The 16,301-nt window shown below is 63.0% G+C and carries 17 protein-coding genes and 1 tRNA gene; 13 read left to right on the forward strand and 5 right to left on the reverse strand.

Translation table 11 applies throughout. The features are described 5' to 3' along the window. Positions 1-3 precede the first annotated feature (3 nt). Together AC19YX_RS33050 and AC19YX_RS33055 are read right to left on the reverse strand one after the other, a co-directional pair. On the reverse strand, positions 4-1,389 hold the full coding sequence (locus AC19YX_RS33050; protein ID WP_500607912.1) for a sensor histidine kinase: 1,386 nt from the start codon (positions 1,387-1,389) through the stop codon (positions 4-6). Continuing rightward, positions 1,382-2,053, reverse strand: coding sequence for a response regulator (locus AC19YX_RS33055; RefSeq protein ID WP_201129876.1), 672 nt, complete (start codon positions 2,051-2,053; stop codon positions 1,382-1,384). Before AC19YX_RS33055 ends, AC19YX_RS33050 begins: the two co-directional genes overlap by 8 nt. Positions 2,054-2,286: 233 nt before the next feature. Between AC19YX_RS33055 and AC19YX_RS33060 the strand changes: the two genes are divergently transcribed. The 5 genes from AC19YX_RS33060 (at position 2,287) to AC19YX_RS33080 (ending at position 7,702) form a co-directional block, all read left to right on the forward strand. Next, positions 2,287-3,579, forward strand: a complete 1,293-nt coding sequence (locus AC19YX_RS33060) for an OprD family porin (RefSeq protein ID WP_421547856.1) — start codon at positions 2,287-2,289, stop codon at positions 3,577-3,579. A gap of 73 nt (positions 3,580-3,652) precedes the next feature. Then, positions 3,653-4,639 carry a Bug family tripartite tricarboxylate transporter substrate binding protein gene (locus tag AC19YX_RS33065; RefSeq protein ID WP_201129872.1) on the forward strand — a complete coding sequence of 329 codons (987 nt, stop codon included), beginning with the start codon at positions 3,653-3,655 and terminating at the stop codon, positions 4,637-4,639. Between the two features lie 58 nt (positions 4,640-4,697). Further along, positions 4,698-5,156, forward strand: a complete 459-nt coding sequence (locus AC19YX_RS33070; RefSeq protein ID WP_078473176.1) for a tripartite tricarboxylate transporter TctB family protein — start codon at positions 4,698-4,700, stop codon at positions 5,154-5,156. Between the two features lies 1 nt (position 5,157). Beyond that, positions 5,158-6,672, forward strand: coding sequence for a tripartite tricarboxylate transporter permease (locus tag AC19YX_RS33075; RefSeq protein ID WP_201129870.1), 1,515 nt, complete (start codon positions 5,158-5,160; stop codon positions 6,670-6,672). Continuing rightward, the gene (locus tag AC19YX_RS33080) at positions 6,665-7,702 is read left to right on the forward strand and encodes an AbrB family transcriptional regulator (protein ID WP_201129868.1); all 1,038 of its coding nucleotides are present in this window, start codon (positions 6,665-6,667) and stop codon (positions 7,700-7,702) included. The genes AC19YX_RS33075 and AC19YX_RS33080 overlap by 8 nt, the downstream gene beginning before the upstream one ends. 14 nt (positions 7,703-7,716) lie before the next feature. Here the strand turns inward: AC19YX_RS33080 and ung are convergent, their stop codons facing one another. Further along, complete coding sequence (ung, locus tag AC19YX_RS33085) at positions 7,717-8,409, reverse strand: uracil-DNA glycosylase (RefSeq protein ID WP_020300458.1); 693 nt, start codon at positions 8,407-8,409, stop codon at positions 7,717-7,719. Between the two features lie 133 nt (positions 8,410-8,542). On the opposite strand from ung, the gene dspII reads away from it, so the two are divergent. After that, a complete protein-coding gene (dspII, locus tag AC19YX_RS33090) occupies positions 8,543-9,655 on the forward strand; it encodes an enoyl-CoA hydratase/isomerase DspII (protein ID WP_020300457.1) in 1,113 nt (370 codons plus the stop codon). 62 nt (positions 9,656-9,717) lie between these two features. Here dspII and AC19YX_RS33095 read toward each other — a convergent pair whose 3' ends face one another. Both AC19YX_RS33095 and AC19YX_RS33100 read right to left on the reverse strand, forming a co-directional pair. Further along, positions 9,718-10,140: a hypothetical protein gene (locus AC19YX_RS33095; protein ID WP_421547858.1), complete on the reverse strand. Its 423-nt coding sequence runs from the start codon at positions 10,138-10,140 to the stop codon at positions 9,718-9,720. Positions 10,141-10,400: 260 nt separating this feature from the next. After that, on the reverse strand, positions 10,401-10,634 hold the full coding sequence (locus AC19YX_RS33100; RefSeq protein WP_078473170.1) for a hypothetical protein: 234 nt from the start codon (positions 10,632-10,634) through the stop codon (positions 10,401-10,403). A gap of 237 nt (positions 10,635-10,871) precedes the next feature. On the opposite strand from AC19YX_RS33100, the gene AC19YX_RS33105 reads away from it, so the two are divergent. The 7 genes from AC19YX_RS33105 (at position 10,872) to AC19YX_RS33135 (ending at position 16,284) form a co-directional block, all read left to right on the forward strand. Further along, on the forward strand, positions 10,872-12,359 hold the full coding sequence (locus tag AC19YX_RS33105; RefSeq protein WP_078473252.1) for a sensor domain-containing diguanylate cyclase: 1,488 nt from the start codon (positions 10,872-10,874) through the stop codon (positions 12,357-12,359). Beyond that, on the forward strand, positions 12,352-12,570 hold the full coding sequence (locus AC19YX_RS33110) for a cysteine-rich CWC family protein (RefSeq protein WP_020300453.1): 219 nt from the start codon (positions 12,352-12,354) through the stop codon (positions 12,568-12,570). The genes AC19YX_RS33105 and AC19YX_RS33110 overlap by 8 nt, the downstream gene beginning before the upstream one ends. 32 nt (positions 12,571-12,602) lie before the next feature. Next, on the forward strand, positions 12,603-13,295 hold the full coding sequence (locus AC19YX_RS33115; RefSeq protein WP_500607913.1) for a pseudouridine synthase: 693 nt from the start codon (positions 12,603-12,605) through the stop codon (positions 13,293-13,295). A 330-nt stretch (positions 13,296-13,625) separates the two neighbouring features. Further along, positions 13,626-14,510 (forward strand): alpha/beta fold hydrolase, encoded by an 885-nt coding sequence (locus AC19YX_RS33120; protein ID WP_078473168.1) that lies wholly within the window; start codon positions 13,626-13,628, stop codon positions 14,508-14,510. 165 nt (positions 14,511-14,675) lie between these two features. Beyond that, positions 14,676-14,749: transfer RNA gene (locus AC19YX_RS33125), tRNA-Gly, on the forward strand. 494 nt (positions 14,750-15,243) lie between these two features. After that, on the forward strand, positions 15,244-15,786 hold the full coding sequence (locus tag AC19YX_RS33130) for a hypothetical protein (protein ID WP_500607914.1): 543 nt from the start codon (positions 15,244-15,246) through the stop codon (positions 15,784-15,786). Between the two features lie 315 nt (positions 15,787-16,101). After that, positions 16,102-16,284, forward strand: a complete 183-nt coding sequence (locus tag AC19YX_RS33135) for a type II toxin-antitoxin system HicA family toxin (protein ID WP_078473166.1) — start codon at positions 16,102-16,104, stop codon at positions 16,282-16,284. Positions 16,285-16,301 lie beyond the last annotated feature (17 nt).

Genomic DNA, 16,301 nt, shown 5'->3' on the forward strand with positions numbered 1-16,301 from the left:
TGCCTAGCTCGCAATAAAACTCACCCGCACCTTCAAGCCCCGTTGCGCGCCATCGTGCAGGCTGATCTGTGCCAGGTGTGCGCGGCAGATTTCGCCGACGATCGCCAGGCCCAGCCCGGACCCCGCCACCTGCTGATTACGCCGGTAGAAGCGTTCGAACACCCGATCCCGGTCTTCCAGGGGGATCCCCGGGCCGTCGTCCTCGATTTCCAGCACCCCTGGCGGCGACACACGCAAAATCACATTGCCGCCTGGCGGGGTGTGGGCCAGGGCGTTATCCACCAGGTTGCTCAGCAGCTCATTGAGCAGGCTCGGCTCACCGCGCAGCCACACCGGTTCGTCGGCCTCCAGGGCCAAGGCCACGCCGCGGGCGTGGGCCAGGGGAGCCATGGCCATGCCCAGTTCACGGGCCAGTTGGCTGAGGTCGAGCGACTGCGCACCGCCCTCGGCAATCGCCCGGGCGCCGTTTTCGATGCGCGCCAGGGACAATAGCTGATTGGCCAGGTGGGTCAGGCGGTCAGTGCCCTGGGCCGCGCTTTCCAGAGTGGCGCGCCAGGTCTGCGGATCCGTGGCCCGCTGGCCCAGTTCCAGCCGCGCCTTGAGCGCCGCCAACGGCGTGCGCAACTCATGGGCAGCATCGGCGATAAACTGCGCCTGGCGCTCGAACTGGCCGCGCAGGCGCTCGGTGAAATGGTTGAGCGCCCGCACCAGCGGCCACAACTCGCGCTGCACCTCCACCAACGGCAAGGGCCGCAAGTCGTCAGGCTGACGCTCCTCGACCGCGCTGCGCAGGCGCTCCAGCGGACGCAGGGCGGCACTCACGGCAAACCACACCAGCACCAGCGCGCCAATCGCCAGCATCCCCAGGCGCAGCAAGGTGTCGGCCATCAGGCTGCGGGCCATGGTTTCACGCGCCTCGTCGGTCTCCGCTACGCGAATTTCCGCCATGCCGTTCATGTTCGGCTCGCTGACCGCCTTGAGCAGGCTGACCACACGCACGTTCTGTCCCAGGTAGGAGGCATCGTAGAACCGCGCCAACGCCGGATAATCATCGGTACGCGGGGTGCCCGGCGGCGGCCCGGGGAGGTTTTCGTAACCGGAGATCAACTGCTGATGAATGTCGTTGACCTGGTAGTAGATACGTCCGGCGCTGTCGTAGGCAAAGGTGTCCAGGGCCACATAAGGCACATTGGCACTCAGGCTGCCGTCGCGCTGGGACAAACCGGCGGCGATGGTCCGCGCCGAGGCCAGCAGAGTCCGGTCATAGGCGGTGTCGGCGGCCTCGCGCCCGTTCCAGTAGGCACTCAACCCGCTGGCCAGCATCAGCACCACCAACAGCAGCGCCAGGTTCCACAACAACCGCCAACGCAGGCTGCTAGGCTTATGCATCGCGGCTTTCCAGGAGGTAGCCGAGGCCGCGGAAGGTAACGATGGCCACCGCATGCCCATCGAGTTTCTTGCGCAGGCGGTGGACGTAGATTTCGATGGCGTCGGGGCTGGCCTCTTCATCCAGGCCGAACACTTGGGCCGCCAGTTGCTCCTTGCTCATCACCCGTCCCGGACGGGCGATCAGGGCTTCGAGCACCGCCTGCTCGCGGGAGGTCAGGGTCAGCAGCTCATCGCCCAGGGTGAAACGCCGAGTGTCCAGGTCATAGACCAGCACCCCGCAGCGCTGCTGGCGTTCGCCGCCGAGCACGCTGCGCCGCAGCAGGGCCTTGACCCGCGCTTCAAGCTCGGTGAGTTCGAAGGGTTTGGCCAGGTAATCGTCGGCCCCCAGGTTCAGGCCATGGACCCGATCCCTGACGTCGCTGCGCGCAGTCAGCATCAGCACCGGCAGGTTCTTGCCGCGGCTGCGCAGGCGCGCCAGTACCTCGAAACCGTCCATGCGCGGCAGGCCGACATCAAGGATGACCACCGCGTACTCCTCGCTGCCCAGGGCCAGGTCCGCTGCCACGCCATCGTGCAGCACATCCACCGTCAGGCCGATGCTTTTCAGCGCCTGTGCGACACTTTCCGCCAGTTGCAGATGGTCTTCGACAAGCAGAACGCGCATGGATTGCTACCTCATTCGGGGAGGGTCGACGCCACTCTTTGGCGCGGAGTTTACAGCCGCAACCGCCGCTGTGAAGCCCGAAAACATTGAAAGTCCGCTGAAAGGTTAGCGAAAGGTTGGCCCATTAGAGTCCTGCCACGGACAGTCCCGACTGCCGTGGCCGTCACGGCCGCTTGCCCGAAAAACGCCTCGAAGCGTTTTCGCCAATAAGAACAATAACGGAGTACCACACGATGCTGTCCATGCAGCCTCAGGCTTGCCCGCCTGTTCGTTTTTCCCTTCTGCGCCAGACCACCCTTGCCAGTGCCGCCGCCCTCGCCGGTTTTTCGCCGCTTGGCCAGGCCGCGTTCTTCGAAGACAGCAGCGCCACCCTCGAAACCCGCAACATGTACTTCAACCGCGACTTTCGCGACGGCACCAGCGCCCAGCAATCCAAACGCGACGAATGGGCCCAGGGTTTCATGCTCAACCTGCAATCGGGCTACACCGAGGGCACCGTCGGTTTCGGCGTGGACGCCCTGGGCATGCTCGGCATCAAGCTCGACTCCAGCCCCGACCGCACCGGCACCGGCCTGCTGCCGACCCACGATGACGGCCGCGCAGCCGACGAATACTCCAAGCTCGGCCTGACCGGCAAGATGAAGATCTCGGCCACCGAGCTGAAAGTCGGCAGCCTGATCCCCGAACTGCCGATCCTCAAGCCCAACGACGGACGCATCCTGCCCCAGACCTTTGAAGGCGGCCTGCTGACCTCCAGGGAAATCAAGAACCTGACCTTCACCGGTGGTCGCCTGTCCCGCGCCAAGGACCGTGACGACAGCAACTACGAAAACATCGCCCTCAACAACAAGAACAGCCGCTTCAGCAGCACCGCCGAGGGCAAGCATTTCGATTTCGGCGGCCTGGACTACAAGTTCACCGACAAGATCACCGGCAGCTACCACTTCGCCCAGCTCGGCGAGGTCTACAAACAACACTTCCTCGGCCTGGTGGCGTCGCGGCCCATGGGCCCTGGCACCTTTGCCGCCGACTTGCGCGCTGCCATCAGTGACGACCAGGGCCAGGCCCGTGGCGGCAAGATCGACAACAAATCCCTCAACGGCCTGGTGAGCTATGCCTTGAACGGGCATAAGCTCAGCGCCGGCTACCAGCACATGTCCGGCGACAGCGCCTTCCCTTACGTCGATGGCAGCGATCCCTACCTGGTCAACTTCGTGCAGATCAACGATTTTGCCGGCGCCCAGGAGCGCTCCTGGCAAGCACGCTACGACTACGACTTCGGCAAACTCGGGATCCCCGGCCTGAGCTTCATGAGCCGCTACATCAGCGGTGACAACATCGCCCTGAAAAACGGCGACACCGGCAAGGAATGGGAACGCAACACCGAGATCAAGTACGTGGTGCAAAGCGGCACCCTCAAGGACGTCGCGGTGCGCCTGCGCAATGCCACCTACCGCTCCAACTACTCGGCACGGGACGCCGATGAAGTGCGGCTGCTGGTGAGCTACAGCGTGGCCCTCTGGTAATTGGCCTCTCAGTTAACACACCAGGGTCGAGGACGGCCCTGGCATACCTACAACAACTCCTGTGGAGACGATCATGGACTTATCACTGCGTAAACTCGCCCTCGCCGCCGGCTGTATGCTGTTCGCCGGCCAACTGCTGGCCGCCGGTGCCGAACCCAAGCGCCCGGAATGCATCGCCCCGGCCTCCCCCGGCGGCGGCTTCGACCTGACCTGCAAGCTGGCGCAAAGCGCGCTGGTCAACGAAAAACTGCTGTCCAAGCCGATGCGCGTGACCTACATGCCCGGCGGCGTCGGCGCAGTGGCCTACAACGCGGTGGTGGCCCAGCGCCCGGCCGATGCCGGGACCCTGGTGGCCTGGTCCAGCGGCTCGCTGCTGAACCTGGCCCAGGGCAAGTTCGGGCGTTTCGATGAAAGCGCGGTGCGCTGGCTGGCGGCCGTCGGCACCAGCTACGGTGCGATCGCGGTCAAAAGCGATTCGCCCTACAAGAACCTCGACGACCTGGTCCAGGCCCTGAAAAAAGACCCGAGCAAAGTGGTGATCGGCTCCGGCGGCACCGTCGGCAGCCAGGACTGGATGCAGACCGCGCTGATCGCCAAGGCCGCCGGGATCAACCCGCGCGACTTGCGCTACGTGGCCCTGGAAGGCGGCGGTGAAATCGCCACCGCCCTGCTCGGCGGGCATATCCAGGTCGGCAGTACCGACATCTCCGACTCCATGCCGCACATTCTCGCCGGCGACATGCGGCTGCTGGCGGTGTTCTCCGATCAGCGCCTGGACGAGCCGGAAATGAAAGACATCCCGACCGCCAAGGAGCAGGGCTACGACATCGTCTGGCCGGTAGTGCGCGGCTTCTACCTGGGGCCAAAAGTCAGCGACGAAGACTACGCCTGGTGGAAAGACGCCTTCGACAAGCTGCTGGCGTCCGAAGAGTTCGCCAAGCTGCGTGACCAGCGCGAGCTGTTCCCGTTCGCCCTGACGGGCCCGGAGCTCGACACCTACGTCAAGAAACAGGTCGCCGACTACAAGACCCTGGCCAAAGAGTTCGGCCTGATCCAGTGATCGTCCCGGTCTAGCCGCCCGGCCCTCGCGCATCGAGGGCCGGGCCCAGGAGTTTCCCATGCTCTTACAACGCATTTTTGCCTCGGTGTTGCTGCTGGCCTGTGCCGGCCTGGCACTGATGGCCTGGCCGTACCAGGCGGCTTTTTCCTACGAACCGGTCGGGCCCCGGGCCTTTCCCCTGCTGATGCTGGGGTTGATGAGCCTGGGCCTGATTTACATGTTGTTTCGCCCGCAGCCGACCAAGCACACCGAAGAGGAACCGGCGCTGGACCGCGAAACCCTGATCAAGATCGGCGTCTGCGTGACGCTGTTGATCGTGTTTGCCGGCACCTTCGAACCCCTGGGTTTCATCCTCAGCAGCATGCTGGTGGGCATCCCGATGGCACGTCTGTATGGCGGCCGCTGGTGGCCCAGCGTGGTCATCGTCAGCTTGATGGCCGTGGGCCTGTATCTGTTGTTCGACAAAGCCATGGATGTACCGCTGCCCCTCGGCCTGCTTGAAGTTCTGGAGAACTGATATGGATACTTTCAGCTATTTGGGCCAGGGCTTCGGCGTCGCGCTGAGCCCGTACAACCTGGTGACAGCCCTGTGCGGCACCCTGATCGGCACCGTGGTCGGCCTGCTGCCGGGCCTGGGCCCGATCAACGGTGTGGCGCTGCTGATCCCGATTGCGTTCGCCCTCGGCCTGCCACCGGAGTCGGCGCTGATTCTGCTGGCAGCGGTGTACCTGGGCTGCGAGTACGGCGGCCGGATCAGCTCGATCCTGCTCAACATCCCGGGTGAAGCCTCCACCGTGATGACCACACTCGACGGCTACCCCATGGCCCGCAAGGGCCTGGCGGGCGTGGCGTTGTCACTGTCGGCCTGGAGTTCGTTCATCGGCGCCTTTATCGCCACCTGCGGCATGGTGCTGTTTGCCCCCCTGCTGGCGAAATGGGCGATTGCCTTCGGCCCGGCGGAATATTTCGTGCTGATGGTGTTCGCCATTGTCTGCCTGGGCGGCATGGCCGGTGATCGGCCGCTGAAAACCTTTATTGCCGCGCTGATCGGCCTGTTCCTGTCCAGTGTCGGCATCGATGCCAACAGCGGCGTTTACCGCTTCACCGGCGACAACATCCACCTCACCGATGGCATTCAGTTCGTGGTGCTGGTGCTGGGCCTGTTCTCCATCAGCGAGATCCTGTTGCTGCTGGAGAAAACCCACCGTGGCCAGGAAGCGGTCAAGGCCACCGGGCGCATGATGTTCAACGTCAAGGAGGCCTCGGCGGTGTTCGTGGTCAACATCCGCTGCGGCCTGCTGGGTTTCATCATGGGCGTGCTGCCGGGTGCCGGCGCGACCCTGGCCAGTGCCGTGGCCTACATGACCGAAAAACGCATCGCCGGCTCTAAAGGCACCTTCGGCCAAGGCGACATGCGCGGCCTGGCGGCGCCGGAAACCGCCATCGGCGCTTCGGCCTGCGGCGCCCTGGTGCCGATGCTGACCCTCGGCGTGCCGGGCTCGGGCACCACCGCGGTGATGATTGGCGCGCTGTCGCTGTACAACATCACCCCCGGCCCGCTGCTGTTCCAGCAACAACCGGATATCGTCTGGGGCCTGATCGCCTCGCTGTTTATCGCCAACATCATGCTGGTGATCCTCAATATCCCGATGATCCGCATCTTCACCCGCATCCTTGCCGTGCCGAACTGGGCACTGGTGCCGGTGATCGCGATCATCACCGGGATCGGCGTCTACGCGGTGCACGCCACCACCTTCGACCTGTTCCTGATGGTGGGCATCGGTATCTTCGGCTACATCCTGCGCAAGCTGGACTTCCCGCTGTCGCCGGTACTGCTGGGCTTTATCCTCGGCGGCCTGATGGAGCAGAACCTGCGCCGGGCGCTGTCGATTTCCAACGGTGCGCTGGAAATCCTCTGGTCGAGCCCGATCACCCTGGGCGTGTGGATTCTCACGGCCGTGATGCTGCTGATGCCGATCCTGCGCATCTGGCGCAAGCGTTCCGTGCAGCGCCGTGCCGTGGCCGATGTCTGAGGTCAGCTTCAAACAGTGGTGGGGAACCCCACTGGTCGGGCTGGTGGGGGGTTACCTCGCCAGCCAGATCGGCTGGCCACTGCCGTGGATGGTCGGCTCGTTGCTGGCGATCATCCTGGTGCGCTGCCTGACGCCCTGGCAACTGGCGGAAATCCCCGGCGGCCGCAAATGCGGGCAATGGGTGGTGGGCATCGGCATCGGCCTGCACTTCACCCCGGTGGTGATGGAGCAGGTGATGAGCCACTTCGGCCTGATCTTCTTCGGCGCGCTGGTCACCAGCCTGTCGGCAGTGGTGGGTGTGTGGTTGATGCGGCGTACCGGGGAAGACCGGGCCACGGCGTTCTTCTCCAGCATGCCGGGCGGCTCCGGGGAGATGGTCAACCTGGGGGCGCGCAATGGCGCGGTGCTCAGTCGCGTCGCGGCCGGGCAAAGCCTGCGGGTGCTGGCGGTGGTGCTGTGTGTGCCGGCGGCCTTCAAGTACCTGCTCGGCGAGGGTGTGCCGCAGGCGCATCCGGCGACGGTCGATTGGCCATGGCTGGCGTTACTGTTTCCGGCGGGCGCCCTGCTCGCCTGGATCTGGCAGCGCCTGCGCCAGCCCAACCCCTGGCTGTTCGGCCCGCTGCTGGTGGCGGCCACCGTGAGTATCAGCTGGAACCTGCACATCGGTCTGCCCGACGGCGCCAGCCAGATGGGCCAATGGCTGATCGGCAGCGGCCTGGGCTGTCACTTCAATCGCCAGTTCTTTCGGCGCGCGCCCTCGTTCCTGGGCCGCACCCTGCTGGGCACGGCACTGACCATGCTCATCGCCAGCCTTGCGGCATTGGGCCTGAGCGCCCTGACCCACCTGGACCTGCGCTCGCTGACATTGGGCATGATGCCCGGTGGTATCGCGGAAATGAGCCTGACGGCCGAGACCCTGCAACTGTCGGTGCCCTTGGTGACGGCGATGCAGGTGATGCGCTTGCTGTTTGTGCTGTTTCTGGCAGAGCCTTTGTTCCGGCACTGGAACAAAGACCCGGACCTCGACTGACCGGCAACCCAGGCTTACAAGGGCGGCAGGCGCCACTCGATGGGGGTCTCGCCATTTTGCTCGAGGTATTTGTTGGTACGGCTGAAGTGCCCGCAACCGATAAACCCGCGATAGGCCGACAGCGGTGATGGGTGCACCGAGGTCAGCACCAGGTGCTTGGTGGCGTCGATCAGTTTCTGCTTGCCCTGGGCATGGGCGCCCCACAGCAGGAACACCAGGTGCGGCTGGTGCTCGCTGACCACTTCGATGATCCGATCGGTAAAGAACTGCCAGCCCTTGCCCGCATGGGCGTTGGCGTTGGCGCGCTCCACGGTCATGGTGGTGTTGAGCATCAGCACGCCCTGCTCGGCCCAGCTTTGCAGGTAGCCGTGGTTGGGAATGTCGATGTTCAGGTCGCGCTTGAGCTCTTTATAGATGTTCACCAGCGACGGCGGCGCGGGAATCCCCGGTTGCACCGAGAAACACAGGCCGTGGGCCTGGCCCGGGCCGTGGTACGGGTCCTGGCCGAGGATCACCACCTTGACCTTGTCCAGCGGGGTGGAATTGAGCGCGTTGAAAATCATCGGGCCCGGCGGATAGATTTCCTTGCCGGCGGCGTGTTCCTGGCGCAGGAACTCGCGCAGCTGGGCCATGTACGGCTGTTCGAATTCGGCACGCAGCGCCTCCTTCCAGCTCGGTTCGAGTTTGATACGGTCGTCGGAGGTCATGGGGGTACCCGCAGAAAAACAATGGGCGCACCCTAGGAAAGCCGTCCGGGCTTGTCAATTGGTCTGACGCAGAACCAGCACTTTCTCAGGACTGGGATCATACTCAACCTTCAATTTTCTGATCGAGGTCACGATGAATCTGCACTTCGAAGAGCTGACCGGCACCGATGGCGCGCGCATTGGCATCGCCAGCCTGGATGCCGAAAAGTCCCTGAATGCCCTGTCCCTGCCGATGATCCAGGCCTTGGGCGAACGCCTCGATGCCTGGGCCAAAGACCCGCAAATCGTCTGTGTGCTGCTGCGCGGCAACGGCGCCAAGGCGTTTTGCGCCGGCGGCGAAGTGCGCAGCCTGGCCCAGGCCTGCCTGGCGCACCCGGGCGAAGTCCCAGCCCTGGCCGGGCAGTTTTTTGCCGAGGAATACCGCCTCGACTACCGCCTGCACACCTACCCCAAGCCGCTGATCTGCTGGGGCCATGGTTATGTGCTGGGCGGCGGCATGGGCCTGTTGCAGGGCGCAAGCATCCGCATTGTCACCCCGAGCAGCCGCCTGGCCATGCCGGAAATCAGCATCGGCCTGTACCCGGACGTGGGCGCCAGCTGGTTCCTCTCGCGACTGCCAGGCAAGCTCGGCCTGTTTCTGGGCCTGACGGGTGCCCATATGAACGCCCGGGATGCCCTCGATCTTGACCTCGCCGACCGCTTCCTGCTGGACGAACAGCAAGAAGAACTGGTCGAAGGCCTGCTGCAATTGAACTGGCAGGAGCAGACGCCCATGCAGCTCAACAGCCTGCTCAAGGCCCTGCAACAGGAAGCCGTGGCCCAATTGCCCGAGGCCCAGTGGCTGCCGCGCCGGCCGCAGATCGACCAATGGCTGGATGTCAGCGATGTACGCTGCGCCTGGCGCGCCATCAGCCAACTGCGCGAGCACAGTGACAGCCTGTTCAGCCGCGCGGCCAAGACCCTGAGCGAGGGCTGCCCGCTGACTGCGCACCTGGTCTGGGAACAGATCCGGCGGGCGCGCCATCTGTCCCTGGCCCAGGTGTTTCAGATGGAGTACACCCTGAGCCTGAACTGCTGCCGGCACCCGGAGTTCAGCGAAGGGGTACGGGCACGGTTGATCGACAAGGACCAGAAGCCGCATTGGCATTGGCCGGACATCAATACGGTGCCCGATGCCGTGGTCGAGGCGCATTTTCACAAGGCCTGGGAGGGCCGGCACCCGCTGGCGGACCTGTCGGACTACTAACCCCGGCACGACCGGCAGGCAAAAAAAAGCGGCGCTCGATGCGCCGCTTTTTCATTGTGGGTTCAGCGGTTGTGGCCGCCTCGGCCGTTGTCGCCGCGATCATGGTTTCCACGGTCATGATCGCCACGCCCACCGCGGTTATCGCGCCCGCCATGGCCGCCTCCGTCGCCCCAGCTCTGACGGTTATGGCCGTCCCAGCCACCGTTCGGATAAGGCCGGTACGCCGCTCGTGGCGGGGCCTGGTAATAGCGTGGGGCCGGCTGGTAATAGCGCGGCGACGCCTGGTAGTACCTGGGCGCAGGTTGGTAGTAACGCGGCGCGGAATAGCTGCGGCCCGACGAGTAGTAGCCACCACCGGAGTAGTAGGCCGGCGCCGGCGTGCTGTAGACCTCGGAACTGTAGTAGCTGGAACCTCCGTCGTAATAGGGAACGCACGCAGAAAGAGTCAAACCCAGGAACGCAGTGAGTAGAAGTCGACGATACATGGCGGCCTCCTGGACCGCGAAAGAGCCATGCCAGCGACGCTGGCCGGCGGCAGTCAAATAATGTTCTGACTGACGAGGCATCTGACCGCGAAAACCGAATCTGGTGCGACACATGCAATACATTGATACAAGTCACCCAGGCGTTTCAGCGGAGCATAAAAAAAGCGGCGCCTGATAGCACAACGCCGCTACTTTCAAGGAGCAGTCTGATCGCGACCGGCGTCCATTCAGGCCATGACCGCACTGACGATTCTTGTGACCTAATGGTGCCCGCGGCGGTATCCGCCGTAATAGTGCGGGCCGTATCCCCCGTAGTACGGGTGGTAATAACGTGGGCCGTAATAGCCGCCGTAGTCATACGGGGAGTAACCGTAGTAATAAGGCGCCGGCACCCTGTACACGTCCGTGCGGTAATAGCCCGGCCCGGCGTAGTACGGCACGCACGCAGACAGGCTCGATCCGAGCACAATGGCAAACAGCATTCGACGCAACATGGCGGCCTCCTGGACCGCGGGAAGCCACACCAGCGACGCTGGGCGGCGTCAGTCGAAACAGCAGGGCTGACACTGTTTAAGACCGTAAAAATTCGACCCGGTGCCCAGTGGCCCCAGGTCTCCGACAAGTGGATTTGCGCTGCACAAAAAGGGCCTGGGCCCCGCCAATAAATGACGCAGTTATTTCCGGGCAGTGCCACTAGAATGCGAGCACCGGTCATCGCTAACGGAATCGTCATGCCGCTCCGCTCGCCGCTGTATTCACAACGCTCGTTGATCATCACGCTGATTGTCTTGCTCGGGTGCGGTTTCCTCGCCACATCCTTCTTGAGCTATTACGCCTCGCGCACCTCGATCCGCGACAACATCGTCAATACCGAGCTGCCGCTGACATCCGACACCGTGTACTCGGAGATTCAGAAAGACCTGGTACGGCCAATCCTGATTTCCTCGATGATGGCCCGCGACACCTTCATGCGGGACTGGGTGGTGGCCGGCGAACATGACCCGGGGCAGATGACCCGCTACCTCAACGAGGTCATGACCCACTACGGCGCCTATACCGCGTTCTTCGTGTCCAACAGCACCCTGACCTATTACCAGGCCAAGGGCGTGCTGAAGAAGATCAAGACCGACGAACCCCGCGACGCCTGGTACTTTCGCGTGCGTGATATGACGACCCCGTACGAGATCAACGTCGACCCGGACCTGGCCAATCAGGACAGTCTGACCTTCTTCATCAATTACAAGGTCCACGACTACCAGGACAACTTCATCGGCGCGGCCGGCGTCGGCCTGACCGTCGACGCGGTGATCAAGCTCATCGACAAGTACCAGCAGCGCTATCAGCGCAGTGTGTATTTCGTCGACACCTTTGGCCGCATTGTCCTGACCGGGGCCGACGGCGGCCCTCAAGGGGCCCGGGCCGGGCAGTCGCTGCACGACCTGGAAAGCATGAAAGAACTGCAGGCCAAGCTGCCCAAACCCCACAGTGGCAGCTACGAATACCTGGCCCAGGGCCAGGGTCACTTTCTCAATGTGCGGTTTATTCCCGAGCTGAACTGGTACTTGTTCGTCGACAAGCGCGAGGACGGCGCCCTCAGCGAAATCCGCCAGTCGCTGTACCTCAACCTGCTGATCTGCCTGCTGGTGACCCTGGTGGTGGCAGCCCTGCTGAGCCGGGTCGTCGGTCGCTACCAGCGGCGGATCGAAACCCAGGCCACCCTCGACAGCCTGACCGGCCTGCCGAACCGGCGCGGCTTCGACCTGCTGGCGGCCCAGGCCATCCAGGAAGCCCAGCGCGAGCCCAAGCCGCTGAGCGCGCTACTGCTGGACCTGGACCGCTTCAAGCACCTCAACGACAACTACGGGCACATGGCCGGCGATCAGGTCCTGCGCGGTTTTGCCCGGGATCTGGAGAGCTGCCTGCGTCAATCCGATATCATCTGCCGCTGGGGCGGTGAAGAGTTCATCGTGTTGCTCAAGGACACCGACAGCGAGACCGCCCTGAAAATCGCCGAGAAGATCCGCCTGCTGATCGAACAGCGGCGCTACACCTATGAACACCATGAGTTGCAACTGACGGTCAGCATCGGCCTGACCACCCTGCACACCGACGACACACTGCATGGCCTGCTGTCGCGCGCCGACCAGGCGATGTACCGGGCCAAACACACTGGCCGCAACCGAACCTGCGTGGAAATGCCTGACCCCAACCATGAATAAACCAGAACTCTGCCCGGCCTGCGGCGCACGCAACGACTGCAGCCTGGCCGACCCACGCAGCGCGACCAAGGCCTGCTGGTGCTACGGCGTCAGCATCGACCCGGCGGTGCTCCAGGCCCTGCCGCCGGAGCTGCGCAATCTGTCCTGCCTGTGCCCGCGCTGTGCCCAGGTCGAAGCCCAGTTGCAAGCAGCCGCCCGGCCTATCGAGTAAAATGCCCGCCCCTTGCCGACCTGCACCTGTCCATGCGCCTTGATCGATTCCTCAGTAACCTGCCGCGCTTCAACCGCCAACAGGTACGCCTGCTGCTGGTGCAAAAACGCATCAGGATCGACGGGCTGACGATCAGCGATCCCCATGCACAGGTGCGAGAGTTCAGCCGCGTGGAACTGGATGACGAGTTGCTCCAGGCCGGGACCCCACCGCGCTATTTCATGCTGCACAAACCTGCGGGCTGCGTCAGTGCCACCCGCGATCCGGAGCACCGTACCGTGCTCGATCTGCTGGATGAACCGTACAAGGAACACCTGCACATCGCCGGGCGCCTGGACTACAACACCACGGGGTTGTTGCTGATCACCAACGACGGCAGCTGGTCCCGCCGCCTGACCCAGCCGCAGACCAAACTGCCAAAGGTCTATTACGTCGAGACCGAACAGGAACTCGGCCCCGAGTACATCAGCACCTTTGCCCAGGGCCTGTATTTCGCCTTCGAAGACCTCACCACCCAGCCCGCCGAATTGCTGATCCTCGGCCCGCGCCGTGCACGCCTGGCGATCGTCGAAGGGCGCTATCACCAGGTCAAGCGCATGTTCGGCCACTTCAACAACAAAGTCGTGCGCCTGCACCGCGAACGCATGGGGCCGCTGGTTCTGGACGACGCGCTTGCCCCCGGCCAGTACCGGGCGCTGACCGAGGCCGAAATCAACCAGGTCTGAGCACTGCTCCCGGGCCTGAATGACCATTGGGCAGAACGTGTCGAACAATTTACCGGCGGCACTTGCGGGTTCGTCCTCGGCCTGCTTGAATCAGACCGTCGGCCAAAATGTGACCGATGAGTCACCACCATACTTCTAAGAAACCTTTTGCCGGCAGTGAGCCCTCAGGCTCCGCCTTCCCACCGGCAGATGCCCGCCTATAACAACACCCGTCGACCTGCCTTACCGGATCGACATGGGCCCCCCAAGATTCCCAGGCATATGCCTACCTGTCACAAATCACGTGCAAGCTCTATTGCGCGCATACCCGCTTGCCAGGAGTCTTATGACATGAGGCCAGAAATCGCTGTGCTGGATATACAGGGTCAGTATCGGGTTTACACGGAGTTCTATCGCGCAGACGCCGCAGAAAAGACCATCATTTTGGTCAACGGCTCGATGGCCACTACTGCGTCGTTTGCCCAGACGGTGAAAAACCTGCACCCGCAATTCAATGTGGTGCTCTACGACCAGCCCTATGCCGGTCGCTCCAAGGCCCACAACCGCCATGAAAAAATGCTCACCAAGGAAGCCGAAGGGCAGATCCTGCTGGAGCTGATCGACCACTTTGCCGCCGAGCACGTGATGTCCTTTTCCTGGGGTGGAGCCGCCACCCTGGTGGCCCTGGCGCACCGCCCACGGCGCATCGAAAAGGCCGTGATCAGTTCGTTCTCGCCGGTGATCAACGAACCGATGCGCGACTACCTCGAACGCGGTGTCGATTACCTCGGCAGCCGCGACGGTCATCGGGTCGGGCACCTGGTCAACGACACCATCGGCAAGCACCTGCCATCACTGTTCAAGCGCTTCAACTACCGGCACGTCAGCACCCTGGCCGAACACGAGTACGGGCAGATGCATTTTCATATCAGCCACGTGCTCAACAGCGATCGCCTGTGCTACCTCAAGGCGGCAAAAGCCATCGACGTGCCGGTGCTGTTCATGAACGGCGAGTGGGACGAGTACACCGCGGCCAGTGATGCCAAGCTCTTCGCCAACCACGTGCAGCACTCAAGCTTCAGCACCATCCAGGCCACCGGGCACTTCCTCGACATGGAGCATAAAGCTGCCTGCCGAGACAGCCGCCAGGCACTCATGGGCTTCCTCAAGCCTTCTCAGCACGAAAGCCGTGCGCGCTATCACTACGTACAGGACCACCATGCACTGGCGATCTGAAACAGCGTCATCGCAGGCAAGCCCCCACTCCTGAGCCGCTCACCGCCGCCCCAGGAGCCGGCTTGCCCGCGATAGACTGCTCGCTGGCATTTCACGCAAATGCACGTTCTGCAAAGAAAAACTTCAAATCCGTTGCCACATCTGGTACAAAGTCAGCCGTTCCGAGCGGGTGTCGTATAATGGCATTACTCCAGCTTCCCAAGCTGATAACGAGGGTTCGATTCCCTTCACCCGCTCCACTTCTCTTCTAACTCGCAGCTCCCCTGAATCTGCCGGGTACAGAGCGAGACCGTCACGCAGCCCTGCTCAGGGTTCATCCACGTGACGCAACACAACCACCACTGCTGTTCGAACGCGACCTGAGTCTTTCGCCACTCAGTCGCAAGCCATGCACTGCGCGCTTAAAACGGCTCGGGGCATTTGAATTCCCCCCATGGATGTTCATATCCGTGATTGCTTCATCGGTGGTGACAACGCTCGGGCTAGGGCGTTGGCGCGCCGTTTACTGGCGACGCATAGCAGCAACCCCAAGGCCTGAACCCATCGTTTCAAGAAAACTGATTGCACGTGGAGGGCTGATGAACTGGGGGGTCTGGATCGACCCGCCGGATTTCGACCATTTTGTGCGCCTGGATCGATTGCTGTCCTGCCATCCACGCGTTGTAATAGCGCTCGCCAAAACGGCCGAGCGACCACGCTAGCCGTCTGATTTCCCCCCACCTCAGGACACGCAATGAACACAGCTCGTCTTTCCATTCAAAACTACGTGCTGGCAAAGGATGGCAATCGTCCGTACCTGCTCAACTCGGCCTTTATGCCCCAGGCCGTACTGGACATGGTGGTGAAAACAGGTTCGATTTCATTCCCGCCCCATGTCGAAGGCCTGGAGGGCATTGCCGAGGTGCTGGTCAGTCGCTTCGGCCAGACGTTCGAGAACGTCTACACCTTCTGCCTGGGCCGCCCGCCCCAGGCCGATGCCGACACCTTCGACTGCACCTGGCTGGTGGGCATGTCCGACAAGAGCACCGGGCAGGTGCGGGTTGGCTGCGGCCTGTATCAGTGGCGCTTCCACGGGCAATCGAAACGCGTCGAGCACTTGACCATCACCATCGAACACATGGAAACCCTGCCCGCCAGCGACCTGCCGGCCGTGATGGATTGGTTGTCGGACCTCAACTACCCCTGGAGCAACCCGGAAGAACTGGCGCGCTCCGCCCCCAGCCTCGATGCGCTGAAGCCGGTGCTCCGGTACGTACTGGATGGCGAGGCCAGCTGATAACAGCGCCCGCCATCGGTCTTGAGTCAGCCAGCACCGCGCAGTGAAAAACGCGGCCCAGGCTGATCTGTCCCAACTCCCCGCCTCCTCCAGCGGCTGCACCTGAACCGGTCGGCCGCTTCGCGCCTTGAGCCGCCGTGACCCACGCCCCTGTCCATGGCGCCCGCCATGAAGGATTCGGCAATACAGCCAGCAGCCGTCCCCGCCGGAAGTTGCCTACCCTTGAACTGCCCGCTGCAAGGCGCAGTGGTTATGGTGTTGATCATTAATATTTTGTGGGTATAGCAACCACCACTCACACCACAAGGAGGTGCTGTGAACAGTCGGTATCTGATCGGCCAGATCGTTGCGGATGGCGGGTACCTGGTGCGTATTCGAGGCAGCCACCATCACTTCAGGCACCCGAGCAAACCCGGGGTGGTGACGATCCCTCATCCGAAAAAGGACCTGCTGAAAAAGACCGCCATCAGTATTTTGAAACAGGCGCTGCTGATGTGATTCCAGCCAGCAGCGCC

It is taken from the genome of Pseudomonas sp. MF09150 (assembly GCF_059862355.1).

Coding starts and splice junctions, on each gene's coding strand:
- AC19YX_RS33050 (WP_500607912.1), bottom strand. CDS start 1,389: ATGCATAAGCCTAGCAGCCTGCGTTGGCGGTTGTTGTGGAACCTGGCG.
- AC19YX_RS33055 (WP_201129876.1), bottom strand. CDS start 2,053: ATGCGCGTTCTGCTTGTCGAAGACCATCTGCAACTGGCGGAAAGTGTC.
- AC19YX_RS33060 (WP_421547856.1), top strand. CDS start 2,287: ATGCTGTCCATGCAGCCTCAGGCTTGCCCGCCTGTTCGTTTTTCCCTT.
- AC19YX_RS33065 (WP_201129872.1), top strand. CDS start 3,653: ATGGACTTATCACTGCGTAAACTCGCCCTCGCCGCCGGCTGTATGCTG.
- AC19YX_RS33070 (WP_078473176.1), top strand. CDS start 4,698: ATGCTCTTACAACGCATTTTTGCCTCGGTGTTGCTGCTGGCCTGTGCC.
- AC19YX_RS33075 (WP_201129870.1), top strand. CDS start 5,158: ATGGATACTTTCAGCTATTTGGGCCAGGGCTTCGGCGTCGCGCTGAGC.
- AC19YX_RS33080 (WP_201129868.1), top strand. CDS start 6,665: ATGTCTGAGGTCAGCTTCAAACAGTGGTGGGGAACCCCACTGGTCGGG.
- ung (WP_020300458.1), bottom strand. CDS start 8,409: ATGACCTCCGACGACCGTATCAAACTCGAACCGAGCTGGAAGGAGGCG.
- dspII (WP_020300457.1), top strand. CDS start 8,543: ATGAATCTGCACTTCGAAGAGCTGACCGGCACCGATGGCGCGCGCATT.
- AC19YX_RS33095 (WP_421547858.1), bottom strand. CDS start 10,140: ATGTATCGTCGACTTCTACTCACTGCGTTCCTGGGTTTGACTCTTTCT.
- AC19YX_RS33100 (WP_078473170.1), bottom strand. CDS start 10,634: ATGTTGCGTCGAATGCTGTTTGCCATTGTGCTCGGATCGAGCCTGTCT.
- AC19YX_RS33105 (WP_078473252.1), top strand. CDS start 10,872: ATGCCGCTCCGCTCGCCGCTGTATTCACAACGCTCGTTGATCATCACG.
- AC19YX_RS33110 (WP_020300453.1), top strand. CDS start 12,352: ATGAATAAACCAGAACTCTGCCCGGCCTGCGGCGCACGCAACGACTGC.
- AC19YX_RS33115 (WP_500607913.1), top strand. CDS start 12,603: ATGCGCCTTGATCGATTCCTCAGTAACCTGCCGCGCTTCAACCGCCAA.
- AC19YX_RS33120 (WP_078473168.1), top strand. CDS start 13,626: ATGAGGCCAGAAATCGCTGTGCTGGATATACAGGGTCAGTATCGGGTT.
- AC19YX_RS33130 (WP_500607914.1), top strand. CDS start 15,244: ATGAACACAGCTCGTCTTTCCATTCAAAACTACGTGCTGGCAAAGGAT.